This window comes from Williamsia sp. Y721 (genome assembly GCF_059683565.1).
In genome coordinates this window covers 551,058-577,685 of sequence record NZ_JCASNH010000002.1, presented here as the reverse complement: position 1 = coordinate 577,685, position 26,628 = coordinate 551,058, and the positions used below count along the sequence as shown (strand labels likewise).

Here is a 26,628-nt window from a genome sequence, read left to right as displayed (position 1 = left end):
ACAGAACATGTCTGTGAACACAGAACGCACCATGGAGACGGTTGTGGTGGCCGGCATGGGGCCGGTGGGTATGGTCGCGGCCCTGAAGCTGGCCCAGATGGGTCACCAGGTGCTGGTCCTCGAGGCCGGTGACAGCTTGTCCGGTGAATCGCGGGCGTCCACCTTCCACCCGTCGACCCTCGAATTGCTCGAAGAACTCGGAGTTGTCGACGACCTGCTCGCGGTGGGTCTCGAGGCGCCGGTGTTCCAGTACCGGGAACGCGACGGCACGGTGCTCTCGGAGATGGACATGGGTCTGCTCAAGGGAGAGACCAAGTACCCGTACCGGATTCAGAGCGAGCAGGACAACCTGACCCGCATCATCCACGACGTCCTGGTGACGATGCCCAACGTGACGTTGCAGTTCTCCAGCCCGGTGGTGCGGGTCGAGCAGGGCCACGACCACACCCGGATCTTCTTGCCCGACACCGAACGCGACCGTCCGATCCTGACACGATGGTTGATCGCCGCTGATGGCGCGCAATCGGCGATCCGCAAGTCGCTCGGTGTCTCGTTCGAGGGACGGACCTATGACGAGCGTTTCCTGGTCATCTCGACGACCCACGAGTTCCGCGACGACTTCGCAGATCTCGCGTACGTCTCGTACATCTCCGATCCGGAGGACTGGGGTGTGCTGCTGCGTACCCCCAACCACTGGCGTGCACTGTTCCCGATCCGGGACGCCGAGTCCGATGAGCAGGCCCTGGAGCCCGCAGCACTGGAAGCGCGGCTGCAGGGTATCGCGGCTCAGCCGACGGCGTACGACATCCCGCACGCATCCATCTACAAGGTGAACATGCGTGCGGCCGCGACATTCTCGGTCGGCCGCACGCTGTTGGCCGGCGACGCCGCCCACGTCAACAACCCGCTCGGTGGCATGGGTATGAACAGCGGTATCCACGATGCGTGGGCAGCTGCGCTGTGTGTCGACGCGGCATTGGACGACACCGACGACACCCATGCGGCAACGTTGTACAGCGAATTGCGTCGTGATGCCGCACTCAACCACGTGCAGGCCCAGGCGCAAAAGAACTACGACTCGATGCGTTCCGACGACGACGAAGCCCGGGCGGCCCGCGCCGACGAGCTCTCGGAGATGGACATCGAGTTGCTCGACAAGCGGGCTCACCTGCGTGCCTCGGCGATGTTCACCTCGCTGCGGATCACGTTGGGACGCTTGGCACGTGAGCTACATGCGGTACCGAAGACCGTTCGTCCCGCTGGGCGCGTGCTGTCGGAGAGGCTCTGCTATGGCCCCGTGATCGCTCCGGGGGTCTATGACGGGGTCACCGCACGCGCCGCCGTCGACGCAGGTTTCGGTGTCGCATATGTATCCGGGGCCGCCGTCTCGGCGACCGCGCTGGGCCGTCCGGATCTGGGATATCTCGGGCTGGCCGAGATGACCGAACAGGTCCGGCGCATGACCGCGGTCACCGACCTGGCGTTGATCGTCGACGGAGACACCGGCTATGGCGGTGTCCTGCAGGTCGGTGAGGCCGTCGAGCGTCTCGAGCGGGCCGGTGCGGCTGCCATCCAGTTCGAAGATCAACTGGCGCCCAAACGATGTGGGCATCTCGACGGTAAAGAACTGATCCCGGTCGAGGAGATGACGGCGAAGGTCGCGATGGCGGTGCGGAGCAGGCGCAGCGCGCTGGTGATCGCACGCACCGACGCGCTCGCGGTCGACGGTGAGGAGGCCGCAATTGCGAGGGTTCAAGCGTATGCGGCCGCCGGCGCAGACCTGATCTTTGTCGAGGGGGCATATGCCGAGACGCAACTGCGCCGTATTCGCGACGCGGTGCCGGGCGTGCCGCTGATGGTCAACCTGTCGGAGGCCGGTGATCACTCGGCGCTTCCGCCGGAGCGTGTTCTGGCCGAATGTGGTGTCGCCCTGATGATCTACCCGGTGGGCCCACTGCTGGCCGGGGCCGGTGCGGTCGCGCAGACGTACCGATCGATTCGTCGTACAGGGGCCTCGGGCCGGTCACATCAGGACTGGCAGGGCCTCACGGAACTGTTGGGCGTGGGTGCCGAGCTGGCAGCTGACGCCGAGGTCGGCCGGTGGGCGAAGGCCCAGCTGGCGCAGAGCACCACTTCAATCGAGAGGGACACACAATGCCAGGAACCGGTGCATCAGTGATCACCAAGGGCAAGAAGTTCGGGCTGATCGTTCCCTCGACGAATACGTCGGTCGAGCGCGAGTTCCACCAGATCCGGTTGCAGGACTCGTCCTGGCACACTGGGCGGATCATGATCAAGGCCGTGGCCTTGGACTCCGCCGATGCGTTCGGGTTGTTTCGGGAGAACCTGAATGAGGCACTGCCCGCCGCGTTGGAGACGGTGATGACCGCCGACCCCGACTACATCGTGATGGGGATGTCGGCGGAAACCTTCTGGGGCGGAGTGGCAGGCAACGCGGAGTTCGAGGCCAACGTCCGCCGCCTGACCGGCCTGGGTGTGTCCACCGGCGCGACCGCGGCCGGCGAGGCACTGAAAGCGTTCGGGGCCCGTCGAATCGGCGTGATGACGCCTTACCAGCCTGTCGGTGATGAGCAGGTTCGTAAGTACTTCACCGAACTGGGCTTCGAGGTGGCAGGCGTGCACGGCCTGAAGTCGGCATCTGCCACATCGATCGCGGACGAGACCCCGGAAACCATCCGCGCGGGTTTCCTGGCCGTCGACGGTCCGGACGTCGACGCGCTGATCCAGTGTGGAACGAACCTGGAGGCGATGCAGGTCGCGGCCGACCTCGAGCGTGAACTCGGCAAGCCGGTGATCGCCATCAACCTCGCCACAGTCTGGCATGCATTGCGCGCGAACGGGATCAACGATCAGGTCGAGGGCTTCGGCTCGTTGCTGGCCAAGTTCTGACCCCTACACGGTTTCGACGACTGCACATCCAGAAGCACACACTCCAGTCATAGGCACACGTTTAAACATGTGCTTATGACTGGTGCGTGTGCTTTTGTGGTCGTGTCGCAAGCGTCTAGAGACCCAGTGCCTTCTCGAGTGTCGGCCATGCCTTCGGCAGTTGGTCTTTCCAATATGGCCACGCATGCACCCCGACCGGCTCGTACGTCACCGTCGCCGGAATACCCAGCTTGTCCAGACGATTTTCCATCGTCCGGGTGCAGTGATTCGAGCCGACCTCTATTGCACCGCCGACAATCGCGGTGTTCAAATAGTCGTCAGAATTCGGATCTTCATGCGGGCCTGTCAAGCCGTTGCCGACTGACATGTAGATGTGTTTGCCGCGCAATGCTCCTGCATTGAGGACGGAATCGTGCGCCTTCCATTGTTCGTTGCCGAACTCGCCCCAGATATTGCCCGGGTCGCCGCTCTGATGTGAAGCAGTGAGCTGGATGGAGAGACGGCCGACAGCATCAGTGGTCGAATAGCACCCGCTGAATGTCGCTACTCCGTCGTAGAGATTCGGATTCCTATGGGCCAGCATCATCGCTCCTTGCGCGCCCATGGAATTTCCGGCGATTGCGTTGACGCCATTGGTGTTCAAAGCGTTGTCGATCAGTGGTGGCAATTCTTTTGTTGCGAAGGTTTCCCACCTGTTCAGGCCGAGGACCGGGTCGATCTTCTCCCAGTCGGTGTACACACTCGAGCGCCCGCCATTGAGCATCACGACATTGACGTTTTTGTTTGCGAAGAAGCTCTTGGCACCAGCCTGGTACATCCAGCCACTGGCGTTGTCCCCGGCGCTCACCCCGTCGAGCATGTACAGCGTCGGACGCTTCACCGAATTGTCCGCGGGCAGCAGGACATCGAGTGTCACCGCACGGCGCAGTGCTGGTGATTCGACTTTGTATCGAACGTGCTTTCCGGATTCTCCGGTCTTTTCGATCGCCGGGACGAGGATGTCGTCGCGTAGAACCGGCGGCGGGCCGGGGTCATCTTGGAACGGTCCCGGTACTGTCGATCCGGAACCGACGCTGCCACTGCCCGAGCTGCCCAACCCCGGTGCGGCGCCGGAGACTCCACTGAACGTCAGTGTCGCAGCAGCGGCGATCGCTCCCACCGTGCCGAAGCGCACGGTGCTCCGCAATAGTGAATGAGCGGTTCGGATTTTATGGCCCATCGAATACCCCCAGGTAATGACTCAGTAAAGACTGAATCGAACATACCGCGCCCCCTTGGTTGAAGGCTGCTCGGAAGGGTCGGCTGCAATGATTATGTGGCTCAGTTGTGACTTTGCAGTGTGTGGGATCTGGCCGTAGTTTTCTGCGTCCGGTGGTCGGGTTTCCACGTGGCAAGTAGGGCGAGAGCCAAAAGAAGTTCGGCGATGTCGCCCCAGTAATACATGAGAGTTCCGCCATCCTGCAGTTCATTGGGCGGTGCGGGGACCTGTACATAGAGGTCGGCGTAGAGCAATTGAGAGATCACGGCGTGGCCGGCGATGGCCACACCGAGAACCACCAGACGTATCGGCACCGTCGGCCGGTCCGGTCCGGGGTCAGGGCCGGCGATCATCCAGGCGAACAGGTATCCGGCGATGAAGAAGTGCACGTGAATCACGCCGTGCACCAAAGGATTGGCGTCGGCGAGCCCGAACAGCGGCGTGAAGTACAGCAACGCCAACCCGCCGAGGTTCGCAGTGAGCAGGACAATCGGAGTGGTCAGGACGCCTGCGGGTTTGGACCGCAACAGGTGGACCAGTGAGCGACCCCACCGCGGCGGGACCGACCTCAGGACCAGTGTCATCGGCGCGGCCAGGACGAGTGCGAGTGGCGCGAACATGCCGATCAGCAGATGCCCGAGCATGTGGTCGCCGAAACTGTCTGACACCGATGCGCGCAGTGCGACGATCAGGATCGCGATGCCGATCATGAAGCTTGTTGTGCGCCAGTGATTCCAGCCGCGAGGTTCCCGCGCACGTAGGACCGCGGCCGCCAGGTACACGCCGGCGACAACGGCAAGGGCGGTATACGGGAGCGCCACATCCCAGTCGAAACCGGGCTCTGCCGACGATTCGTGAGCCAGAGCGCTCATGTCGAGTGTTCCGCTGTGGGGGCCTCCGGATCGCTGGGACGCACCGAACGCTGCAGCAGCCAGCCGGCTGCTATCAATACCGCGCCCAGGATCAGGAATCCTATGTCCCAGAGGGTTTGGTGTTCACCTCCGCGGACGTGGTGGATCGCGAGGATGTGATGGTCGATGACCCCCTCGACGAGGTTGAAGGCGCCCCAGCCCACCAGCACCCATCCCCACAGGGCGCGAGAAGTCCACAACCGGTGCCGAGAACTCGTCACCCGGGAGAAGAGCAGTGCCAACCCGATCAGGACGGCGAGCCAGGTGAACGTGTGGAAGAACCCGTCCCACAGGGTGTTGATCTTCAGTCCGTGAACGGTGTCGGAGGGGTAGTAACGCACGCCGATGTGGTCACTGTTGGTGCTGGTCAGCATGTGATGCCATTGCAAGATCTGATGTAGCAGGATGCCGTCGACGAACCCGCCGAGTCCGATGCCCAGCACCACACCGGGGAGTGTCAGCGATTTGGCCGTCGTTTCCACTATGGAGTCTGCGGATGTACTCATTCGGTCCCCTTCGGAGGCGGTGTCACCTGCGCCGATACACGTACTTCGTTCAGTTTAGGACGCTCGGGTGGGTGACACGGGTAGCCGATGGGGCGTGGTCGCAAACATCGAACGGGCGCTATTCCGCAGCTGGTTGCTCGGCACTCGGGGTGATCGACAGGCGCGCGAGTCGACCGACGTCGTCGAGTTGGAACCGGAAGTCGAGGTCGACGAGACCTCCGGGAAAGTCTCCTTCGAGCCTGCAGCGGATCGACGTTTCGCCGGGGCGTGCGTTCTCGGCGGCAACCGGCGTTGTGGTGTAGGTGTATTCGCTTGCGACGCGATCGAGCCATGTCCTGATCTCGGCGATGCCTCGGTAGTCGTGTCCGTCGTCGGTGACGTGTGCGTTGTCGGTGAAGAGGGCGGTCGCTGCAGTGCGGTCGCCACATTCGTTGAGAGTCATGTACGCACGGACGGCATCTGGGCAGTCGGCGATTGCGGGGTTTGTCATGGGAGTCTCCTTCGTAGTCACTGCTAAGTTAGAAGTGACTGTAACTGCTAAGTTAGCAGTAAGTCGAAGAAGGAGCGTCCGTATGGTGAGCAAGATCCGACTCGAGGACCGGGAGTGCCCGTTGTCGACGACACTGGGCGTGGTTGGCGAGTGGTGGACGGTGCTGATCCTGCATGACTGCTTCGACGGCTACTCACGCTTCGACGAGTTCCAGGCCAACATCGGTCTCTCGTCCAGCATGTTGACCAGTCGGCTGAAAGCTCTTGTCGAGTCCGGCATTCTCGATCGACGGCGCTATCAGGAGCGTCCGGACCGCTATGAATACGTGCTCACCGACCTGGGCCGGTCGCTACGACCCGTGCTTGTCGCGATGGCGGCATGGCGAAACGCGCAGCTGGCGCCGGAGGAGCGGTCGATGATCCTGGTCGACGCGCAGACGGGTCGCGAGATCGAACCCGTTGTTGTCGATGCGGCCACCGGCGAGCGCATTGATGGCCCCGGGTACGTGTATGCCGCCGGTCCCGCCGCCGGCGAGGTCATGCGCCGGCGATACGAGGGTGCGGTGCGGCAGTAACGCTGATCATTCCTTCAGGGTGCTGGCCATCCAGTCCACGGTTTGCATGCCGAACAGGTCGGTGCCCCATCCGTACAGGTTGGTCAGTGCGTTGAACATGCTGCAGTCGGTTGGCTGATAGCTGACGTCGGTTCCTCCGGCCCGATAGGTCGCGGTCAGGTCCCGCGCATCCTGGGCCGGGACCAATGACATCGGTGAATCATCGGCCACGCAGGACGTGATCAGCACCTTCGACTTCGGGGTCTTGGTTCCCAGCAGGTTGTCGTTGTAGACGTGCTGGAACTCTGGGATATCCGCCGGGTTCCGGCCGCCGGTGAACAGCGTGCGCAGCGGCAGGAACGGTGTCCCGAAGTAGGCGGGTGTCTGACACTGGGTCCGGAACACATCTGCCATCGCCCTACCGGCAGGAGTGAGCTTCTCGTCGATTTTCATCTCCGGATAGCGCGGTTCGAGACCGAGTAGCGTGGCAAACGCGAAACCCGAACCCACAGACCCGTCGGCGGTGCGAATGAAGTTGCGCTGGTTGACAACCATGCCTTCGAGCACGGTCGACTTCACGTTGAGTTCGGGTGCGTAGGTGGCTTGATTCTCGGCCGCAAATGCTGCGCCCACGCCGCCGCCCGCGATCCCGAAGATCGAGATCGGGGCGTCAGCACTCAGGCCGGCCTCTGGCAGGGCCAACGCGGCCCGCACGCCATCGAGGTTCGCATTGCCGCCGAACTTTCCGGCAAAGACGCCGTGTGGCAATGGATCACCGTCGTTACCGACGTCGGAGATCATCACGGCCAGACCTTTGCCGAAGATCTGACCCAGCGGTCCCAGTGCAGACCACGAGGAGCCGTCCATCGGAGCGCCGCCCGTCCACTGGGTGCTGGGATGGCAGTAGGCGCCGACGCTGTCGTTGGCTTCCTGATACGCGACAACGCCACGTTCTGAGTTCTTCTTGCCGTCGCGGGGAATCATCAGGATGCCGGTACTGATCTCGGCGCTGCCGTCGAGGTCGGTGGTGACGTACATCAGCTTGTATGCGTCGATGTTGCCGGGACGAAACCCGGTGAACTGCACCGCAACCGGTTTGGCCTTGAGGATGGTTCCCGGTTTCTCGTCGCCTCGAAGTCGCGGTTCGGCGTAGAACGGATCGCTTGCGGCCAGACCTTGGAAGATCTCGTCGGGGCTCGCAACACGGCCATCGGCGAACGTTCCGATGACATAGCCGTTGAAGACCTCACCCAAGTCCGGAGTCTGCACCGGTTCTGCGTGGGCCGCTGGGACATTCACCGACACCGCCACCAGTGCTGCCAGGAGGATCGACAGGGTTGCTGAAAGGCTTTTCACGACACACTCACCTTCGTACCGGCTGCCGCTGACTCCAGCAGTGCCGGGATGCTCATGATCGGACGGTGTGTTTCGAGCTGGGTTTCATAGGGCGTGCGCAAGATCCGTTCCAGAGCCGGCCAATCGTCGTTCACCAGAATCTTGTACTTCGGCAACAGTTCGGTGGTGATGTAGTCCCACCGCTCTTCGTATTGCGCCCAATTCCAGGTTGGTAGTGGGGTTGTCAGGATTGCGGTGCGTCCGTCGGCGAGACGGGTGCTGATCTCGATGGGCCGAAATGATCTCGGTGCAATGACACCTGCCACTGATGGGGAGCCGGCTACGGTGCTGACGTAAGTGATCGCCTCTCCGACATCGCCTTTGTAAGCACGGGTCTGATCCCACTGCGCCTTGATTACCTGACCTTGCTCACGTTGCAGCAGAAGCGCATTGCCCAGGGCGATCCGGTTGGGATCGTGTGACGCGATACCGCGCCAGGCGTCGAGGATGTCATCGCCGAACAGGCCTGCCGCCCGCATCTCTTCGAGTGGGGCAAGGCCGCCGACCACGTACGCGCGGTGCATGGGCATCAGGTCGCTGAAGATGTTCTTCTGCATCACCAGAATATTTCCGAGGACGACATGCAGATCGTCGGGACTCACCGTGGATCCGACGCGTGCGAGTGCCCGAAGCCCGGGCGGCAGTTGCTCGACGAGACCGGTGGCGGTCTGGTTTGCCTGCCCGACAATGGCATTGGCCAGACCCTGTAGCCGGCTCCAGTCGAAGATGTTGGCTGCGAGTTCGAAGTCGATGATCCCACCACCGAAGTCTGCGCCCACCTGACCGGCCATCCCGGCCCACTGGAGTTCGCGGTGATTCAACTGGAGCTGTTCGTAGTAGGTGTACGACTTGATCAGATTCTGTCGATTGGCCTCGACCCCGAGTCGGGGATTCCACGAGGCCAGATCGATACCGGCGGCAGTTGTGGTCTCGACCAGCCAGTACTGGTAGAGCAACGCCGCGTAGCGGTTCGGTGCCACCGCCCCCGCGCGGGCCTGGTCGAGAAGGGTCCGTAGTTCTGCGGGATCAGTCGGCAACTCGGGGTTCACACCGCCAGGGCCGCGGGATGCGTCCCGATTTGTCAGCGGTAGATCGAGGTAGCGGTCCAGGCTCCGGGCCGGGTCGGCTTGGGCAACGCCTCCGATGCCGCAGAGGGTCATGAGCGCGGCGATGGCCACGATGCCCAGGCGCAGGAACGGCCGACGTAAATGAACGTCACGATCAAATATCATTTCTGTCTCATTTCGGCTCGCAATCTCGGTGAGACGATATGGCAGAACCGTCCCTAGTGATACCCAGGTGAAGTGGCAGTTGACGCATCGCTGCAGATCAGGGCCATCTACAGGATGTATATGTGACTCAATTCATAGATAGTTGCGGTTCTGGCGTATGCCAAGTGGGGCGGGTATGTGCTCAGAACGAGGGGCTGGTGATGTGGGTACAGATCCTTTGAACGCAACCGTGAGAGTCGAAGGCCCCGCAGGTGGAAATTCCGGCATGCTTGAGGGGTGGATGCGTTCTTTGAGTTCGTGGGCAGTTACTGGTGGTTGGTGTTTGTGTTCGGTGGCGCGATCGGTGGCGGCCTGAAGACGATCGGTGCGGCCAACGAGCGTCGTGCAGAACGCAGGCAAGAGCGGTATCGCCTCAAACAGCAGGCGAAGATCGCGGAGATCGAGGCATCCGGTCAAAAGCGGTTGGATGCCGAAGCCGTGCGACGGGACATCGCGAAGACCCTCGATGAGCACAACCAGACCGATGCGCGTTGGTTCGCCTACGAACTGGATGCTGCGACCCTGCTCGACTTCCCGATGATGATCGACCTGCGTGACCCGCTCACCATCGACTTCCACCGGGCGAAACGTAAGGCCGATCTGTTGCGGCCCGACAGCGGCGACGACCTCATCGAGGACGCCGAACGTCGGCGCGAATACCGCGACGCGGTGCACGAGTACGCCACCGCCTTCGACGTCGCCGAAACCGAGGCGAAGCGCCGTCGCCGGTCGGGTTTCACCGAGCCCGAGCAAGAGCGGCTGCGCCGCGGACAGAATCTGCTACATCTCGCGCAGGACAATGAGGCACCGCAGCATGAACGGCGCGCCGCATATGACAGGGCGCGTAAGGAACTCGACGGGTTGATCGTGTTGCCTGCCGCCACCACGCAACAGCTCGAACAGCGGGTCGCCGGTCAACTCGAGCGGTGACGACCCGCCACCGAGCCGGATATCAGTCCCTGGGGGGCGGTGCCACCTCGACGCCACCGGACTCGTGTTCGGGGCCGGCGTCGGGGTGTCCCTCGGGCACTCGGTTCCGGAATTGTGTAGCCTCGCTGGGCCTCTCGGTGTCGACGGCACTGTGTGGTGCCCGATGGTAGGGGCCGGGCTTGGGTCTCGCCTGTCCGCCGGGAAAAGCGAGACGGAAGATCGTCCGATGCACCTGTCCCCACTGGCTACCGAACGGACCTGAGTTGTAAGGCAATTCGTAGCGCTCGCAGATGTCCTTGACCTTCGGCGCCACTTCCGAGTATCGGGTGCTCGGCATGTCCGGGTAGAGGTGGTGCTCGACCTGGAAACCGAGGTTGCCGCTGATGACATGGAACAGCGGACTGCCCTCGATGTTCGCCGAACCGAGCAACTGCCGGGCGTACCAACCCCCGCGGGTCTCGTTTAGAGTTTCTTCCTTGCTGAATGTGTAGGTCTGGTCCGGAAAGTGGCCGCAGAAGATGATCGCGTGCGCCCATACGTTGCGGATGATGTTGGCGGTGAAGTTCGCCGCGAGGGTCGCCAGGAACGTTTGCTCGACCCCGGGAAGCGTGCGATCCATCAGCTCGGCGGCAACTTTGGCGCGTTTACCGGACCCGGGCGCGCGACGCAGCCGGTTCGCCAACCGCGACTTCCTGGGTTGATCGATGCGCCCGCCCGACCCGAGTTGTGTCAGGGCGAAGGCTCCGGCACTGATCGTCGGCCAGCCGATGTAGTCCTTGATCACCTGTCGCCGCATCTTGACGCCGATGCCCTTGAGGTCGTGCCAGAGTTCCGACATCGACTTCTCGCCCTTGCGAATGGCGTCGAGGTCGAGGTCGTGCAGCGCGACACCCCACTCGAAGAAAGCGGTCAGCAGCACGTTGTAGAACGGTTGCGCGAGGTACACCGGGTTCCAGGGCTGGTGGGGATCGATCCGCATGATCTCGTAGCCCAGATCCTTGTCCTTCCCCCGGATGTTGGTGAAGGTGTGATGGATGTAGTTGTGCGAGTGTTTCCATGCTTCGGCCGTGGACGCGGTGTCCCAATCCCAGACCGAGGAGTGGATGTCGGGGTCGTTCATCCAGTCCCACTGTCCGTGCATGACGTTGTGGCCGATCTCCATGTTCTCGAGAATCTTCGCCATTCCCAGGCATGCGGTGCCGGCGACCCAGGACACCTTCGACCTCGATCCCAGCAAGAGCACCCGGCCGGCGACGGCCAGATTCCGCTGGGTGGCGATCACGTTCTTGATGTACTGCCGGTCGCGTTCCCCGAGGTCTCCGTAGACCTCGTCGTGGATTGCGTCGAACTCTTTGCCCAGCATTTCTATGGTTTCGTCGGACAGATGTGCGAGCGGGTTCTGCACGTCTTCGGTCCGGGCTCCGGTTGATCCGGGGCGGGTTCTGCCCTTGGCTTCGTCGATGGTCATGACTCTCCTTCGATCTACAGGTCGATTTCGATGTCGCCTTCGGCGCTGTTCACACAGATCCGCACCGAGGCACCGGCCGGCTCGCTGACTTCACCGGTACGCAGGTCTCGTAGACTTCCCGACTTCACCGTGCCCACACACGTATGGCAGATGCCGATTCTGCAGCCGTACTTGAGTTCGAGGCCGGCATCTTCCCCCGCGGCCAGAATCGTCTGTCCCGGTTCGCATTTGGCATCGGTCTTGCTGCGGACGAACCGCACCGCGCCACCCTCTCCGGCACCCGCGGCACCGCCGATGATGGGCTGGAACCGCTCGAAATGGATGCGCTCCGCGGCGTCGTTGCTCTCCCAGTGTTCGACGAGGGTATCGAGCATTTCGCCCGGCCCCGAGCACATGGCCTCACGTTCCCGCCAATCCGGGCACAACTCGTCGAGATCTTCGGGTTTGAGGCGGCCATCCTCGCCGGTGAGTCGGATGGTCAAGTGCAACCCGTCCTGGCGCTGATCCATCTCACGCAGGTCGCGGTGGAACATCACCTGCGATTCGGTGCGGGCCGAGTGGATCACCACCACGTCCCTCATGGCGTCGTTGTGGTCCAGGCTGCGCAACATGCTCATGATCGGTGTGATGCCGCTACCGGCACTGATGAAGAGCAGCTTGTCCGGACACGGGTCGGGGAGTGTGAACACACCTTCGATCTCGCCGAGCCGGACGATTTCACCCGGGCGGATCTTTCGCACGAGATACGGCGAGACCACACCGTTCTCGACGAGCTTGGGAGTGACTGCGATCAGGCCGTCCCTCGGCTCGGGATCGGACGTCAATGAGTAGGCCCGCCAATGGAACACGCCATCGATCACCACGCCGAGGCGCACGTACTGGCCCGGCAGATGACCCGGCCACTCGTATCCGGGCCTGATCCACACCGTGGCGGCGTCAGAGCCCTCGTGCCGGACCTCTTCGATGCGACCGCGCAACTCCCGTGTGGTCCACAGCGGGTTGATCATCTCGAGGTAATCGTCGGGCTGCAACGGACTGAAAAGGTGGCTGATTGCCCGGAGCGCCTTTCGGCGCAAAGCCGGGACCTGAGGCTTGGCTCCGCGTTCAGCCACGACTGCCCCACTTGGCCGTGGACAACTCTTTGCTCGATGGCTTGCTCACGTGGACAACCCCCCGGGGTCCGGTTCGAGCATCCTACGATGCACGAAACTTGTCGGTCACCTGTTCGGCGACTCGGCAGGTACAGCTGCAAACTCAACCGAACAGACCGGTGGTTACCCCGTTCGCGATGTCCGAAACATCGTCCGGAAACAATTTTGTCAAGAATTGTCGGCCGGCTGCGATGCGGCGTCGGCCGAGGCCGGTGGCACAACGCCCGTTACCAGATTGCGTGCACTGGTGAATCGGCCGAGCTTCGCGGTCTGCTGGTCCATCAGTTCGAGGTCCGCCGACAATTTCTCGAGTACTCGACGATTGACCGTGAGGGAAGCGAGCACGGGCTTGAGCCAGCGCGCCAGGCCGACCCAGCCGGGCACGTAAACACGACGCTTGCGCCGTTCGATGCCGCGAACGAACGCGTCGACGCATTTTTCCAGCGGCACCACCGCGCTCAGCGGGCCGGGCAACGAGGTGAGGACGTCGTTGAATGTGGGCAGATCTCGCTGACTGTCGCGCACCAGGGGGGTGTCGATCCACGACATGTGCGCGCTGCCCACCGCGACCCCATGATGGGTGATCTCGAACCGCAGGGCGTTGGCAAAATTCTCGATTCCGGCCTTGCTGGTGCTGTACGCCGCCGATCCCGGGATCGCGCCATAGGCGGCCATCGACGACACCACCAGTACGTAACCCCGCCGCTCGATCACATGGGGCAGGGCCGCCCTTACGGTATGGAAGACCCCGTTGATGTTGACGTCGATGACGCGGCGAAAGGTCACCGGATCGACGTGCAGGACCGATCCGTAGCTCGCGATACCGGCGCCGGCCAGGACCACATCGATCCCACCGAAAGCACTCACGCCGGTCTCCACAGCCGCCTGCACTGCCGCCAGATCGGTCACGTCGGCGACCGCGGAGACGGCCGTCCCGGGGCCGAGTTCGACGGTGAGTTGGTCCAGGGACCTCTCGTCGACGTCGACGAGGATCACCTTCGCTCCGCGAGCGGCCAGCGCGCGGGCTGTTGCCGCACCGATCCCGCTCGCCGCCCCGGTGATGAGAACCACCTTGTTGCGCAGTGTCGCCATGGTTGCCGTCCTTTGCCGAGAGTGAGGGATTGATCCCTTGCAGGCGCAGACAGCCTAAGTCGCCCCTACCGCGGGCGGCGGGAGTAGTCGACTACCCCATTCCCGAAATGACCTACCCCGACTGCGGAACGCGCTTGCTCAGGAGCCAGGCGCCGATGCCCACCGCAGCAAAAACCACGGACACAGTGATGAGGGTCAGTGCAAATCCCTGATCGCCGCCGCCGTAGACGGCCATCAGAGCGACACTGACCGCGCTGCCGACGGAGAAACCCAGGTACCGCAGCACCATGTTGAAAGCCATTGCACTGCCGGTTTCTTCGCTCGGAACATGCGGAATGATGAGCACCGCAAGCGACGAGAAACTGAATCCGCTACCCAACCCCCCGATCGCCATCCAGAGCACTGCCCACGCGACATGGTCATGGACAAGGGCCACACCCAGCGTCGAGCACATGAAGATCGCGCAGCCCAAGGGCAGCACCAGGTCTGGGCCGAATCTGTCCACGGCCGCCAATGACATACGGCTGCCGACGACGCTCATCAGCGAATACGGTGTCAACATCAACCCGGCCACCGAGAGCGACTGATCCAGTCCCCAGTCGGGGTTCTGCACGAGCACGATGACCAGCGTGAGCAGCGTGTACATCGCGATACCGCCGCCTGCAGCAACAAGGTTCGGTGCTGCCACGCCGGGCCGGACCGCGAGTCGGAGATCGACAAGTGGTTGGTCGCAGCGCAGCGTCCACACGATCCACAGCGCAAAAGCAGCGACCCCGATCCCGGCCAACAAGAGCGTGCGAGGTGCCAGCCAACCCCAGCTCTCGCCGTGGCTGACCGCGAGCAGGAACGTGGCGGTACCGCTCGACAACAGCACCGCACCAATCCAATCCACCGACATCCGGGTGGACGACGTGCGCGACGGGGGTATGTACCGCAGGGCCATGAGCAGCGTTACCGCGCTGAGAGTTGCGCCCAGCCAGTACGCCGCATGCAATCCCCACAGATGGGCCACCGTTGCGGTGATCGGATAACCGAGGCCGGCCCCGGCTATGCCCGTCACCGACAGCAACGCGATCGCCGACGCCAGCTGTCGCGGGGCAAACGATTCACGGGCGACCGCCATCGCGAGGGGTACCAGCGCCAGACCAACCCCCTGCATCGTCCGGCCGATCACCAGGGCCTCGAAACCCAGTGGCAGAGCAGACAGTACGGATCCGGCGGTCACGATGCCGAGGCCGACCAGAATCGTCGGGCGTCGCCAGGAACCACCACCGAGCCGGCCCAGGACGGGCGTTGCAATAGCGGCCATCAGCATTGTCGCGGTGAGCGTCCATTGGGCCTGGGTGATCTCCACGTCGTAATCCGTCGAGATCTTCGGCACCAGCGGCGCGCCGAGACTGCTGACGATGGACGTGATGGTGGTGACCAGTCCCAGGGTGAACAGCAGGATGCCGTACCGGGGCGGTGGTGTGTCTTTCGCGGTCATCGAGGGGAGAAGCCGACGAGCAGTCTCACCGTTCGGATTCCCACTGCGCCAGGATGGTTCGCAGAACACTGACCAGTGGCAGGGGTTGATCCATCATCGGGTGATGGCCCGCGTCGGGGAGGTCGACCACGGTGGCCGGATTGGCGAACAGTCCGGCGATCTCTTGGGCCATCTCGGGACTGACCATCCCCAGCTCGCACCGGATGTACAGCGACGGGGTCACGATCTTGCCGAGCAGTTCACGAAGATTCACCAGGTGCCCGGCTTCGTGCCGTTTGCGGAACATCTCCGGATCGAACTTCCACATCCACCCGGCGTCGGTCTTCTTCACCGATTCTTCGGCGACGTGCCCGGCGACGTAGGGCAGCAGGACATCCTGCCGTGGTTCGGTCCGGAACCGGACACAGATCTCGTCCCTGTCCGCGTAGGCCTTGGGGACACGGGCGAGCTGCCGGATGATGATCTCCTCCGGCGGCTCGTCGAACAGGGGTGAGTCGATGATGACCAGGCCTGCGGTGGCATCGGTGTGCAATGCGCCGAGTACCGCTGTGACCCAGCCACCCATGCTGTGCCCGACCACGTATGGCTTACCGGCGATGCCACCGGCCTTGGCTGCCTCGAGGACCTCGGTGGTCCAGCCGTCCATCGGGTACTGCTCGCGGATCTCGCTGTCACCGTGCCCGGACAGGTCGACCGCGACCACGCGATGTGCTGACGCGAGGAGTGGGGCAATGTGGTCCCACCAGCCCGAATGCGCGGAGCCGCCGTGGACCAGCACCACCCCGGGTCGGCCCTCGTCGCCCCAGCAGCGAAGGTGCACACGGGCGCCGGCGATCTCGACATCACGGTGTTCGGGTTTCTGGGCCAGCGCGGCGGCAAACCAACGCGGCTCCGTGATCGGGCTGGGTGTATCGGCCGTCATCGCTCACTCCTTTGCCGCGCAAATATTCGTCAAGCCTATCGACCAGCGAGAACCGGTTGTTTGTCGGGACGCAACTTCCGGTTCGAGGGGGTTGCCCTGCGGGGCAGGTGCGCCCACGATGAGCCGATGACCGGAGATCTCGATGACGACGACGAATGGGATCGCGAAGTACGCAACGAAACGCCCATGCAGCGTCTCGACCGCAACTGGTCGAGCTTGCTGCAGGAACTCCGCGTCGTTCAGACCGGTGTGCAGATACTCACCGGGTTCCTTCTCACGGTGCCGTTTCAGGACCTTTTCTATACACAAGACGCCGTCTTCCAGGGCGTCTACCTCGCCACGGTCTCGGCTTCCGTCAGCGCAACTGTGCTGCTGCTGGCACCTGCGGCGATGCACCGCATCCTCTTTCGTCGACATCGACTGCGGGAGTTGGTGTTCGCCGCACAACGCTTTGCTCTCGGCGGATTGATCTTCCTGGGCTTGGCGCTGACCGGGGTCATGATGATGGTGTTCGAGCTGGTGATCAGCCGATCGGCAGGCTGGATCGCCGGTGGGGTGGCGGTGCTGGTCTTCACCAATTTCTGGTTTGTCTTCCCGTGGCGGTATCGCCGCCGCGACCAGTGATGCGGACCGGCGATTCAGTCGTCTTTCTTTTTGTCGTCGTCCTTGTGAACGAGCTCAGGTGCGACCTCCCGCGTGGCCATTCCGCCGGTACCGCCCTCATCGACAGGGCCGGGTCGGCCACCTTTGGGTTCGTCGTCCTTGGTGCGCTTCGAGTCCTTCTTTTTGTCGGTCATCGTTAAAGGGTAGGCGCTCCGCAACTGCGGTGGCATGCTCGATTGATGGCCATCGACCTGCCCACCGCCCGGCGATTGTGGCGATTGCTCGAACCTCTGCACGCCGTCACCTATTTCTCCGACGAAACCCGTGAGGCGCTCTCGGCCGCCGGTTACCGGGGGTTCTGGATGGGCTACTTCGCCGCTCGGGCCGCCCCGCTCGGGCCGGTGGGACCCGAGATCGTCACGGCGCTGTTCTACAACTTCGCGCCGTCGCACGTGGCCAGGGCCATCCCGGACGCCTGGGATTTCGCACCACCGGAAACCGCGCTGCGGGTCCGGGAGGAGGCCGCGGTGGCGACGCTGTCCCGGATGCTCGGCGACGGCGCCGCCGACGCCATCGACCGAGTGGTCGCGTTGCTGTACCCGGTCGTGGACAACGCAGATCTCGGTGGGCGGGCACTGTTTGCCGCGAACGCGGCGCTGCCCTGGCCGACAGACCGGGTCGGCGCCCTGTGGCACGCGGCGACCCTGTTGCGCGAACACCGGGGTGACGGCCATGTCGCCGCCCTGACCACGGCCGGGATCACCGGACGGGAAGCCGGTGTCCTGCATGCCATCGCGACGGCGATCCCACGCTCGGTTCTCGACGCGGGCCGTCAGTACACCGACGAGGAATGGGAGTCGCTGACGGCACGGCTGGCAGATCGGGGGCTCCTCGAACTCTCCGGCGCCATCACGCCTGCGGGCCGCGCACTCAAGGCCGAGATCGAGAACACGACCGATCGGCTCGCCGCGCCCGCATACGCCCAGCTGTCCGACAGTGCTGTCGATGATCTGACGACGTCACTGATGGAACTCACCAAGGTGGTTGTGGCAAGCGGGGATATCCCGTCGGCGACTCCCATCGGCCTCGATCTCGACGATGTGGGCTGATCAGCCATACACTCGGCCCCATGGGTTTCAATGACGACATCATCACCGAGTTCCGGGCCAATGACGGCAAGGTCGGTGGCAACTTCGAGGGTGCGCCGATGTTGCTGCTGCACCACAAGGGTGTCAAGAGCGGCAAGGATTTCGTCACGCCGTTGGTGTATCAGGAGGGTGAGGGCGCCAAGTACGTCTTTGCCAGCGCCGCGGGGGCTCCGGAAGATCCGCAGTGGTACCGCAATCTGATGGCCAACCCCAGTACGTCTATCGAGATCGGTGCGGACACCATTGCGGTGACCGCGTCCGAGGTCACCGGTGCCGAGCGGGAGCGGATCTACGCGCAGCAGGCATCGGTCATGCCCGGTTTCGCCGACTACGAGAAGAAGACCACCCGGGTCATCCCGGTGGTTGCATTGACGCCGGCCTGAGGCGTTCGGGGTCGCTCAGCGGGCCGTCTGCGGCGGGACCAGTGCGCCGCTGTCGGTGTCGACGATCTCTGCGCCGAGCGGGAGCAGTGACACCGGGATCATCTTGAAGCTGGCGATACCCAGCGGGATGCCAATGATGGTCAGGCACATCGCAATACCGGTGGCGATGTGTCCAAGGGCCAGCCAGATTCCGGCGAAGATGAGCCAGATGACATTGCCGATCGCCGATCCCACACCGGCCGTGGGTTTACGGATCACTGTTCGACCGAACGGCCAGAGTGCGTATGCCGCGATCCGGAACGAGGCGATACCGAACGGGATGGTGATGATCAGAATGCAGCAGATGATGCCGGCGACGACGTATCCCAGCGCCATCCAGAATCCACAGAGCACAAGCCAAATGACGTTCAGGATGGTCTTCACTTCACCCATTGTGCCAAAGTTGTCCAATTCAGTTCGGGCGAATGAATATTCGGGAGCGTGGCGATGAGGTTCGGCCTGCGAGAGGTCCTGTGGTCGGTGGCGGTCACGGGGATCGTGTTGATTCGCCTGGTCACGACGCTGAGTACCGCTCTGCTGATCATGGGATGGATCATCGTGGCGGTTCGATCCGGTCTGAACAACGATTGGTTGTGGCCCTCGATCATCTCCGGGGCGCTCCTCGCCGCCAGCACGCTGCTGTACAACGTCGCGAGAGGCTGAGCGGGACTACACGCCGAGGTAGGCCAGAACCGCGAGCACCCGGCGATTGTCGTCGGCCGACACCGGCAGGTCGAGCTTGGTGAAGATGCTGTTGGAGTGTTTGCTCACGGCTTTCTCCGTCACGGACATCGCCTCGGCGATCGCCGCGTTCGACCGGCCTTCGGCCATCAACGACAAGACTTCTCGTTCGCGTGCCGAGAGGCGATCTAGCGGTCCGTCGGAGCGCTGCCCGGTCAACAGTTGCGCCACCACCTCGGGGTCGAGAACCGTGCCACCACCGGAGACCTGGCGGACGGCGTCGATGAATCCGGCCACGTTGGCGACCCGATCCTTGAGTAGATAGCCGACCGCGCCTTCGCCGCTCTCGAGCAACTCGCGGGCATAGAGCTGCTCCACGTACTGCGAGAGAACCAGAACCGGGAAGCCGGGGCGCTGACGGCGAATCTTGATGGCTGCCTGGAGGCCCTCGTCGGTGAAGGTCGGTGGCATCCGGACATCGAGTACGGCCAGATCGACGGAGTCGTCGGATAGTGCCGCATCGAGTTCGGTGGCGTTGTCGACCGCGGCGACCACATCCATCTGATGGGCGGCGAGTATGCGCGAGAGGCCGTCACGCAACAGGGCGTGATCTTCGGCGATCACGACGCGCATGGCACCTCCATGGAGATGATCGTCGGACCACCGACAGGACTGTGGACATACAGCGACCCGTCCATCGCCTTCAGCCGCTGGGTGACACCGTGCAAACCCGATCCGGTGGCGACTGCGCCACCGATCCCATCGTCACCGACCTCGACCCTGAGCACGCCCTCGAAGATACCCATGGAGATCCAGGCGTTCCGGGCGCGGGCATGTTTACCGACGTTGGCAAGGGCCTCGGCCACCGCAAAGTACACGGCATTCTCCATCGCGGCGGGAAGACGTTCTTTGACACCGAGATTCAATGTCATCGGGATCGGCAGGTCGAGTGCCAGTGCCTCGACGGCAGGTCCCACTCCGCGGTCGGCGAGTACCGGTGGATGTATGCCGCGCACCACCGAACGGAGGTCGCCGAGCGCCGCGGTCGCCGACGCCCTCGCCTCGGCCATCAGTTGTTTGGCGGCCACCGGGTCTTTGTCGACCTGACTTTCGGCCAAACCGATGGTCATGCCGAGTGCGGCCAGGCGGGCCTGGGCACCATCATGGAGATCCCGTTCGACGCGTCGCAGTTCAGCTGCGGCCGAATCAACTGTCGCAGCGCGGGATTCGGTCACCTCGTGTACCCGGGCCTCCAATACCTCGGCGCGGCTGCGGTTCAGGACACCCAGATCCATGGCGGCACGCGCCTTCATCAGCGGTTCGACAAACGGGATCAAAACCAGCGTGGCGGTGAAGATCACGCCGACAAGCGAGATCACAAAACCGATGGTGGACGCCAGTGCCAGCCATCCGAGGTCCCGCCAGCGCAACGAATCCGCACTCCACACCGAGAGCAGATGAAGGATCCCGTGGCGGTTGCCCGCGGGCTTGTAGTCACCGGGGCGCCACGGACGATCGAGCACTCCGGCCCCCATCCGCCGGTGCAGGTCGCACAAGGCGCCGGTGATCGGAACCAATCCCCACAGCGCCAGTGCTCCCACGGAGATCAGAACCAGTGGTATCGCAACGACCTGCACTATGAACAGCACCAACGCGACCGGCGCCAACAGGGCGGTGCACAGGGCGTACATCGCTGCCCGCAACCACCGGATGACGAGCGTCGGTTCTTTCTCGGAGTTCACCGCTTCCTCTCTGACCCCCACCGGACCGCGTCACGACTTCTCGCCGGGCTGCATCTCCAACTGTGGTGCAAGAACTTCATGGTGCCGCGATCCCTGTGACAAAACAGTAGTGCTGGGTCCACCCCGGTGGTGGGTTATTTCGCCGCGATCGGGGGTTTACCGCTCCTGACCTGGTCGGCTCGGCCGAACAGAGTTGTAGGTGGCCCGGTGACCGCCGGGCAATCCATCTGAGGTGCCAGGGCATCTCAAGCATCAGGAGCTCACATGAGACAGATGACCCGAGGGCCACAGGCGGTGGCTCGGTGGAGTGCGCACAATCCTTGGCGCGCAATCGGACTCTGGTTGGCACTGGTGGTGCTTGCAGTGTCGTTCAGCGCGCTGATCCCCACCCAGGAGACCGACGACGCCGACTATCGCGTCGGTCAGTCCGGGACAGCCGATGCGATGATCCACGACGCCGGGCTCGCCGCACCCGACACCGAGTTCGTCCTGATCACCGGCGACCAGGATGATGCGGTGGTCGCCGCAGCCGAGCTGCGCGACCAACTCGCCGGCTCCACCGAGGTGCAGGAGGTGGCAGTCCCGGTGGAATCACCGGATGGGTCGACGCTTTTGACCTCGATCTCGCTGCGGGCGCCCCCGGGCGATGAGGACCCGACGATCGCCGACATCAACGCAGCAGTAACCGCGGTCCGCGCGGAACACCCGAACCTCCAGTTCGGGCAGACCGGTGACGTCACGCTCGACGAGGCCATCAACGAGCGGGTCGGCGAAGACCTGGTCTCGGCCGAGATCATCAGCATCCCGATCACGCTGGGCATCATGTTGTTTGCGTTCGGAGCCCTGATCGCCGCAGGGATCCCGGTGTTGCTGGCCATCACGTCGGTGGTCGCGACCATCGGCATCTACGCGCCGATTTCCTACCTCCTGCCCTCTGAATCCACCGCGTCGTCGATGGTGCTATTGATCGGTATGGCTGTGGGCGTGGACTATTCGTTGTTCTACCTCAAACGAGAACGCGAGGAACGGCGTAAAGGGCACAACACGCTCGACGCTGTGGAGACCGCTGCGGCCACCTCGGGGCACTCGATTGTCGTCTCCGGCGTTGCGGTGATCGCTTCACTGGCGGGTTTGTACGTCCTGGGCAACGCAACGTTCAATTCGCTTGCCACCGCCGCCATCATCGTGGTCGCGGTTGCGGTGATCGGTTCGCTGACGGTCTTGCCTGCTCTGCTGGTCAAGTTCGGACGATGGGTCGATCGTCCACGGGTGCCATTGCTTTGGCGCCTCAACAACCGCATCGGTGAGGGCGGGATCAGCTCACGCATCATCGGGCCGGTCGTCACTCGGCCGGTGATTGCATTGGTCGCCGGACTGGCGGTGATGCTGGCATTGGCTATCCCCGCCTTGACCATGACCCTGCGCAGCGGCGGTCTGGACACGCTGCCGCAGGACATCCCCGCGGTTGCGGTGGCGCAGCAACTCGATAGCGAGTTCCCATCTGAAGGCTCGTCAGCCAATGTTGTTGTCTCCGGGGGTGATCCGGCCGCTGTATCTGCAGCGTTGACCGATGTGGGTGAGGCCGCGACCGAGAGTGGGGCCTGGACCATCTCGCAGGAGCCGTTGAGCTCGGCGTCGGGGACCACCACCGAACTCCGGCTCGCCAGCACCTTCGAACAGGGTGATACCAAGTCCGACGACGCCATGCTGGACCTGCGCAACACGATCGTGCCCGACCGCGTGGACGGAATCGACGACGCCGAGTTCGCGGTGGGTGGTCAGATCGCCGAACAATACGACTCGACGAAGGCGTTGTCGGATGGGCTGCCGATCGTGGTCGCGGTGATTCTGACGCTGACCATGCTGATGCTGGTGGTGACGTTCCGGAGCCCGGTGATCGCATTGGTCTCCACCGCCTTGAACCTGATGTCCGTCGGCGCGGCGTTCGGTGTGCTCGCGCTGGTGTTCCAGCACAGCTGGGCCGAAGGGATACTCGACTTCACCTCCAACGGGACCGTCGTCGAGTGGATTCCGATGTTCCTGCTGGCGGTACTCGTCGGATTGTCGATGGATTACCACGTGTTCGTGCTCAGCCGGATCCGCGAGGGCATCAACAACGGGCTGCCCCCGACCGTTGCGGTGCGCGCGGGCGTCACCCAGACCGCCGGGGTGGTGACCAGTGCCGCACTGGTCATGGTGTCGGTGTTCGCCTTGTTCGCCGCGCAGAGCATGGTCGAGATGAAACAGATGGGTGTGGGCCTGGCGGTGGCCATTCTCATCGACGCGACGATCGTGCGACTGGTGCTGTTGCCATCGATATTGGTGCTGCTCGGGAACCGCGCCTGGTGGCCCCGGCGCATCCGGAGCGACGAACCGGTGGCACCAGATCGGGAGGTCGCACCTGTGAGGACGTGACGTGGTGCACACTTGAGGATGTCGGGGCTCGAGGCGAAACGGAGGCGACGCGGTGAGTGAGTTGCAGACACCTCCCCGCGACTTCTGGTCGGCGCTGGAACCAGGTGAGGATCCCGCTGCACGGCTGGAGCAAGTACGCCGAGCCCATGAACTCTTTGTGCAGACCGGCACGATGTCCCCGGCCGCCGGCCGCACCTCGGTGCGGTCGGTCGTCCGGGATTCGTGGATGCGATCGGCCAAAGGTGGCGTCAACCCTTCCGGGATGACGGACGACAACAGCATGTCGTGGAACGACTTCCTCGAGTACCGCAACGGTCATCCGATGGCCGCCGCGTACCCGCTGGTTCGTTCGCTCATGCTCGATGAGGTTTCCGATTCCGGCGTGGTGGTGGCACTCACCGATGACGTGGGTCGGTTGTTGTGGGTAGAGGGTGACCACAAAGCGAGAGATCAGGCCGGCGACATCAACTTTGTCGAAGGGGCGTTGTGGGCGGAGCAAGTCGCCGGCACCAACGCCCCAGGTCTGGCTCTTGAGGTCGATCACGGGGTGCAGATATTCGGGGCCGAACATTTTGCGGTGCGGGTGCAGGACTGGAACTGCGTCGCAGCGCCGGTGCACGACCCGGTGACGGGCGCGGTGATCGGTGTCATCGACGTGACCGGTGGCGAGCGGGTGGCCACCCCGTTCGCGTTGTCGATGGTGAAGTCGGTGGTCGCCGCGGTCGAGGGGGAGTTGCGGATCCGGTCGCTCACCGGCGAAGGACCGCGATCGGATCGGTCCGGTAGCCCGAGTTTGAGGGTGCTGAACGGTGATCGGTATTTCTGGCGGCTTCCCGGCCGGCCTGCGATGCGGCTGTCCCGTCGGCACGCCGAAATCCTGGTACTGCTCGGTGAATATCCCGGGGGACTGGGCACCGAACAGATCGCGACCATGCTCGCCGACGACGGTGTGGACCCGGTGACGGTCCGCGCGGAGATCTCCCGGTTGCGACGCGACCTCGGTCCCGATGTTGTCGAGTCCCGGCCATATCGGCTCACCGCACCCATCGATTCGGACCTTGGTCAGGTGCGTCGGATGCTGCGGACCGGTGAAATCACCCGGGCCATCGAGACTTTCGGCCGCGGCGGACTACTGAGGGTGTCGAAGGCCCCTGGGATCGCCGATGTCTTCGAAGAACTCAAAGAGGATGTTCGCTCGGTCGTGTTGACGTCCGGCGACCCGGAGTTGTTGCGGGCCTGGACCGCCTCGACGCATGGTCGCGAAGATCTGACGGCCTGGCGCCGCTGGGGTCAGATGTTGGCCCCTGGCCACCGGGACGAGGCGTTGGTCCGAGGCCGGCTTCGATTGCTCGACCGCCGTTTCGGCATCTGATCTGAACCTTCTCACCCGCGTCTTCCACTGGTGTGCCGATCCCGAAATCTGGCATTTGATGCGCCGAAATTGGTTGTCGAACACCATCTTTGAATTCCGCTGTACCTTTCGTCGGGTTTCGAAGCGATGTTCACCTGTCGGCCGGTGATTGTTCTCAGGGAGTTGGGCAGCGGCCGGGGGAATCGGCGTTTACTTCATCTCGCATCCAGTTCTCCGCCAGAGACGCTGGCGCGCAGTCGAACATGTCCGTTTCGAGCCCGGCGTTCGCCGGTGCCGACCGAGGGGAATTGCACATGAAGTTCAGGAACAGACTGGTGGCCGTGTCGGTGTTGGTGGTCGCATCGATGAGTGTTGCGTTCGGCGGCGCATACGCCGATCCGGCTCCGGCCCCGACCGAGGGTGCGAACTGGAAGGCGACCCGTGAAGGATCGTCGGTGATCGTCACCACCGACAACGGCTCACTGGCCAAAGAAGGCAATCTGCTCGTGCTGCATGACAAGCAGGGCAACGTCGTGGAATCGGTTCCACTGAAACTGGCCATCGATGATTTCCAGCATCCGGTCAATGCGCAGGTGACACCTGCGTCGGCGAAGTTGTCGGTGGACACCAATCCGTTCGCCGCGACGTTCGCTCCGGTCCGTCACAATGTGGATCTGCCTGCAGCTGTTGCGAGCGTGAAGGACAACATCACCCTCACCGCTGCCATCGGCGGATTCCTCGGTGCCGCAACCGGACTGGTCGGCGGTTGCCTACTGGGTGCCGTTGCTGCGGGCGTCGTTTCAGCACCCGTTGTGCTGCTGTTCGGTGCCGGACCGTTGGCCGGCTGCATCGGTGGCGCGCTCCTACTCGGATCGGCCGCCTCACTGGCCGGTACCGCGGTCGGCGGGCTTGGGGCCGTAGCTGCCAATGTCGGGCCGTTCATTCAGCTGCTCAACGCTCCACCAAAGGCGAAGTAGTCGGCCCGACCGGCCCCCGCTTCGCCTCTCATAAGCCAGGTCCGCCCGGACGATTCGGGCGGGCCTGGCGCTCTTCGTGCAGATCAGCGTTCGAATTGGAATCACACTCCCAATATCCAGAATGATATTCTGGGCAGAACTGAGGATCGACTGTTGGGAGAGCATGTGACAAATGCGGCGGACAACCTGGCCGGGCGCCGGATCATCGTGACGGGCGGCGCCAGCGGGATGGGTGCGGGACTCGTTCGCGCTTTGCCGTCGCTCGGTGCGTCGGTGGTGTCGCTCGACAGTGCGGCGGACGAGGGCAGTGCCGTTGCCTCCGAAGCCGGGGTCCGGTTCATCGCCTGCGACGTCAGTGATCCGTCCGACGTGACCACTGCGGTGTCGGCGGCCGTCGAACATCTCGGTGGGCTCGATGTGCTGGTTCATGCGGCCGGCATCGCCCCGGGTGCACCGGCAGGCGAGTTGCCCATCGAGCAGTGGAACCTGGCGATGGCGGTCAACGCGACCGGCACGTTCTTGATGAATCAGGCAGTGTTACCGGCGTTGATCGAGGCCGGTGGTGGCCGGATCATCAACTTCGCATCGGCAGCCGGGATCACGGGCTATCCAGGTAAAGCGGCCTACGCGGCATCCAAAGGGGCAGTGGTCGCTTGGACGCGCACGGTGGCGCTGGAATGGGCGACCCACGGAATCACGGTCAACGCCATCGCGCCCGCCATCTGGACGCCGATGTATGACCGCACCCGCGCATCGATGACGCCGGAACAGTTGGCGGCACACGACGTGAGTATGGCGAAAACCGTTCCGCTGGGCGGCAGGCTCGGCGATATCGACCGCGACCTGGTGCCGGTGGTCGCCTTCCTGGCCGGTCCTGGTTCGGGTTTCATGACGGGGCAGATCTACTCCGTCGACGGCGGCAAACTGATGCTTCGTTGACGAACCG

At 63.5% G+C, this 26,628-nt stretch carries 27 protein-coding genes; 12 read left to right on the top strand and 15 right to left on the bottom strand.

Features of this window, described 5'->3' with window-relative positions:
* The first annotated feature begins 7 nt into the window (after positions 1–7).
* Both AC56PL_RS11440 and AC56PL_RS11435 read left to right on the top strand, forming a co-directional pair.
* Positions 8–2,179, top strand: coding sequence for an FAD-dependent monooxygenase (locus tag AC56PL_RS11440; RefSeq protein WP_497153898.1), 2,172 nt, complete (start codon positions 8–10; stop codon positions 2,177–2,179).
* Positions 2,155–2,910 carry a maleate cis-trans isomerase family protein gene (locus tag AC56PL_RS11435; RefSeq protein WP_497153897.1) on the top strand — a complete coding sequence of 252 codons (756 nt, stop codon included), beginning with the start codon at positions 2,155–2,157 and terminating at the stop codon, positions 2,908–2,910. Before AC56PL_RS11440 ends, AC56PL_RS11435 begins: the two co-directional genes overlap by 25 nt.
* A gap of 115 nt (positions 2,911–3,025) precedes the next feature.
* Here the strand turns inward: AC56PL_RS11435 and AC56PL_RS11430 are convergent, their stop codons facing one another.
* The 4 genes from AC56PL_RS11430 to AC56PL_RS11415 form a co-directional block, all read right to left on the bottom strand.
* Complete coding sequence (locus tag AC56PL_RS11430; RefSeq protein ID WP_495513809.1) at positions 3,026–4,129, bottom strand: alpha/beta hydrolase-fold protein; 1,104 nt, start codon at positions 4,127–4,129, stop codon at positions 3,026–3,028.
* A gap of 101 nt (positions 4,130–4,230) precedes the next feature.
* On the bottom strand, positions 4,231–5,040 hold the full coding sequence (locus AC56PL_RS11425) for a cytochrome c oxidase assembly protein (RefSeq protein ID WP_497153896.1): 810 nt from the start codon (positions 5,038–5,040) through the stop codon (positions 4,231–4,233).
* Positions 5,037–5,585: a DUF2243 domain-containing protein gene (locus AC56PL_RS11420; RefSeq protein ID WP_497153895.1), complete on the bottom strand. Its 549-nt coding sequence runs from the start codon at positions 5,583–5,585 to the stop codon at positions 5,037–5,039. The genes AC56PL_RS11425 and AC56PL_RS11420 overlap by 4 nt, the downstream gene beginning before the upstream one ends.
* A gap of 118 nt (positions 5,586–5,703) precedes the next feature.
* Positions 5,704–6,075, bottom strand: coding sequence for a nuclear transport factor 2 family protein (locus tag AC56PL_RS11415; RefSeq protein WP_497153894.1), 372 nt, complete (start codon positions 6,073–6,075; stop codon positions 5,704–5,706).
* 82 nt (positions 6,076–6,157) lie between these two features.
* Here AC56PL_RS11415 and AC56PL_RS11410 point away from each other — a divergent pair, with 82 nt between their 5' ends.
* Positions 6,158–6,649, top strand: coding sequence for a winged helix-turn-helix transcriptional regulator (locus AC56PL_RS11410; RefSeq protein ID WP_495513805.1), 492 nt, complete (start codon positions 6,158–6,160; stop codon positions 6,647–6,649).
* Between the two features lie 6 nt (positions 6,650–6,655).
* Here AC56PL_RS11410 and AC56PL_RS11405 read toward each other — a convergent pair whose 3' ends face one another.
* Together AC56PL_RS11405 and AC56PL_RS11400 are read right to left on the bottom strand one after the other, a co-directional pair.
* Complete coding sequence (locus AC56PL_RS11405; protein WP_497153893.1) at positions 6,656–7,984, bottom strand: lipase family protein; 1,329 nt, start codon at positions 7,982–7,984, stop codon at positions 6,656–6,658.
* Positions 7,981–9,255 carry a hypothetical protein gene (locus AC56PL_RS11400; protein ID WP_497153892.1) on the bottom strand — a complete coding sequence of 425 codons (1,275 nt, stop codon included), beginning with the start codon at positions 9,253–9,255 and terminating at the stop codon, positions 7,981–7,983. The genes AC56PL_RS11405 and AC56PL_RS11400 overlap by 4 nt, the downstream gene beginning before the upstream one ends.
* 276 nt (positions 9,256–9,531) lie before the next feature.
* Between AC56PL_RS11400 and AC56PL_RS11395 the strand changes: the two genes are divergently transcribed.
* Positions 9,532–10,224, top strand: a complete 693-nt coding sequence (locus AC56PL_RS11395) for a hypothetical protein (RefSeq protein WP_497153891.1) — start codon at positions 9,532–9,534, stop codon at positions 10,222–10,224.
* A 22-nt stretch (positions 10,225–10,246) separates the two neighbouring features.
* Here the strand turns inward: AC56PL_RS11395 and AC56PL_RS11390 are convergent, their stop codons facing one another.
* From AC56PL_RS11390 to AC56PL_RS11370, 5 genes are all read right to left on the bottom strand, one after another.
* Entirely contained in the window at positions 10,247–11,692 is a 1,446-nt protein-coding gene (locus tag AC56PL_RS11390; protein ID WP_497153890.1) for a fatty acid desaturase family protein, read from the bottom strand.
* A 14-nt stretch (positions 11,693–11,706) separates the two neighbouring features.
* The gene (locus AC56PL_RS11385; RefSeq protein ID WP_495513800.1) at positions 11,707–12,804 is read right to left on the bottom strand and encodes a 2Fe-2S iron-sulfur cluster-binding protein; all 1,098 of its coding nucleotides are present in this window, start codon (positions 12,802–12,804) and stop codon (positions 11,707–11,709) included.
* 207 nt (positions 12,805–13,011) lie between these two features.
* On the bottom strand, positions 13,012–13,935 hold the full coding sequence (locus AC56PL_RS11380) for an SDR family oxidoreductase (RefSeq protein WP_497153889.1): 924 nt from the start codon (positions 13,933–13,935) through the stop codon (positions 13,012–13,014).
* A gap of 112 nt (positions 13,936–14,047) precedes the next feature.
* Positions 14,048–15,421 (bottom strand): MFS transporter, encoded by a 1,374-nt coding sequence (locus AC56PL_RS11375; protein ID WP_497153888.1) that lies wholly within the window; start codon positions 15,419–15,421, stop codon positions 14,048–14,050.
* Positions 15,422–15,446: 25 nt separating this feature from the next.
* Positions 15,447–16,343 (bottom strand): alpha/beta fold hydrolase, encoded by an 897-nt coding sequence (locus tag AC56PL_RS11370; RefSeq protein ID WP_497153887.1) that lies wholly within the window; start codon positions 16,341–16,343, stop codon positions 15,447–15,449.
* A gap of 126 nt (positions 16,344–16,469) precedes the next feature.
* Between AC56PL_RS11370 and AC56PL_RS11365 the strand changes: the two genes are divergently transcribed.
* Entirely contained in the window at positions 16,470–16,967 is a 498-nt protein-coding gene (locus AC56PL_RS11365; protein WP_495513796.1) for a DUF6328 family protein, read from the top strand.
* Positions 16,968–16,981: 14 nt separating this feature from the next.
* Here AC56PL_RS11365 and AC56PL_RS11360 read toward each other — a convergent pair whose 3' ends face one another.
* Entirely contained in the window at positions 16,982–17,140 is a 159-nt protein-coding gene (locus tag AC56PL_RS11360; protein WP_497153886.1) for a hypothetical protein, read from the bottom strand.
* 45 nt (positions 17,141–17,185) lie between these two features.
* Between AC56PL_RS11360 and AC56PL_RS11355 the strand changes: the two genes are divergently transcribed.
* Positions 17,186–18,055 carry an SCO6745 family protein gene (locus AC56PL_RS11355; RefSeq protein ID WP_497153885.1) on the top strand — a complete coding sequence of 290 codons (870 nt, stop codon included), beginning with the start codon at positions 17,186–17,188 and terminating at the stop codon, positions 18,053–18,055.
* A 20-nt stretch (positions 18,056–18,075) separates the two neighbouring features.
* Positions 18,076–18,477 carry a nitroreductase family deazaflavin-dependent oxidoreductase gene (locus tag AC56PL_RS11350; RefSeq protein ID WP_497153884.1) on the top strand — a complete coding sequence of 134 codons (402 nt, stop codon included), beginning with the start codon at positions 18,076–18,078 and terminating at the stop codon, positions 18,475–18,477.
* Positions 18,478–18,492: 15 nt separating this feature from the next.
* Here AC56PL_RS11350 and AC56PL_RS11345 read toward each other — a convergent pair whose 3' ends face one another.
* Positions 18,493–18,900, bottom strand: a complete 408-nt coding sequence (locus AC56PL_RS11345; protein ID WP_495513793.1) for a YccF domain-containing protein — start codon at positions 18,898–18,900, stop codon at positions 18,493–18,495.
* Positions 18,901–18,963: 63 nt separating this feature from the next.
* On the opposite strand from AC56PL_RS11345, the gene AC56PL_RS11340 reads away from it, so the two are divergent.
* Positions 18,964–19,179 carry a hypothetical protein gene (locus AC56PL_RS11340; protein ID WP_495513792.1) on the top strand — a complete coding sequence of 72 codons (216 nt, stop codon included), beginning with the start codon at positions 18,964–18,966 and terminating at the stop codon, positions 19,177–19,179.
* 6 nt (positions 19,180–19,185) lie between these two features.
* On the opposite strand, the gene AC56PL_RS11335 is transcribed toward AC56PL_RS11340, so the two are convergent.
* The gene (locus AC56PL_RS11335) at positions 19,186–19,830 is read right to left on the bottom strand and encodes a response regulator (protein ID WP_495513791.1); all 645 of its coding nucleotides are present in this window, start codon (positions 19,828–19,830) and stop codon (positions 19,186–19,188) included.
* Positions 19,818–20,939 carry a histidine kinase gene (locus tag AC56PL_RS11330; RefSeq protein ID WP_495513790.1) on the bottom strand — a complete coding sequence of 374 codons (1,122 nt, stop codon included), beginning with the start codon at positions 20,937–20,939 and terminating at the stop codon, positions 19,818–19,820. Before AC56PL_RS11330 ends, AC56PL_RS11335 begins: the two co-directional genes overlap by 13 nt.
* Positions 20,940–21,203: 264 nt before the next feature.
* Here AC56PL_RS11330 and AC56PL_RS11325 point away from each other — a divergent pair, with 264 nt between their 5' ends.
* From AC56PL_RS11325 to AC56PL_RS11310, 4 genes are all read left to right on the top strand, one after another.
* Positions 21,204–23,354, top strand: a complete 2,151-nt coding sequence (locus tag AC56PL_RS11325) for an MMPL family transporter (RefSeq protein ID WP_497153883.1) — start codon at positions 21,204–21,206, stop codon at positions 23,352–23,354.
* Between the two features lie 52 nt (positions 23,355–23,406).
* Positions 23,407–24,726: a helix-turn-helix domain-containing protein gene (locus tag AC56PL_RS11320; protein WP_497153882.1), complete on the top strand. Its 1,320-nt coding sequence runs from the start codon at positions 23,407–23,409 to the stop codon at positions 24,724–24,726.
* 293 nt (positions 24,727–25,019) lie between these two features.
* Entirely contained in the window at positions 25,020–25,682 is a 663-nt protein-coding gene (locus AC56PL_RS11315) for a DUF8020 domain-containing protein (protein WP_495513787.1), read from the top strand.
* A gap of 165 nt (positions 25,683–25,847) precedes the next feature.
* Entirely contained in the window at positions 25,848–26,621 is a 774-nt protein-coding gene (locus tag AC56PL_RS11310; protein ID WP_497153881.1) for an SDR family NAD(P)-dependent oxidoreductase, read from the top strand.
* Positions 26,622–26,628 lie beyond the last annotated feature (7 nt).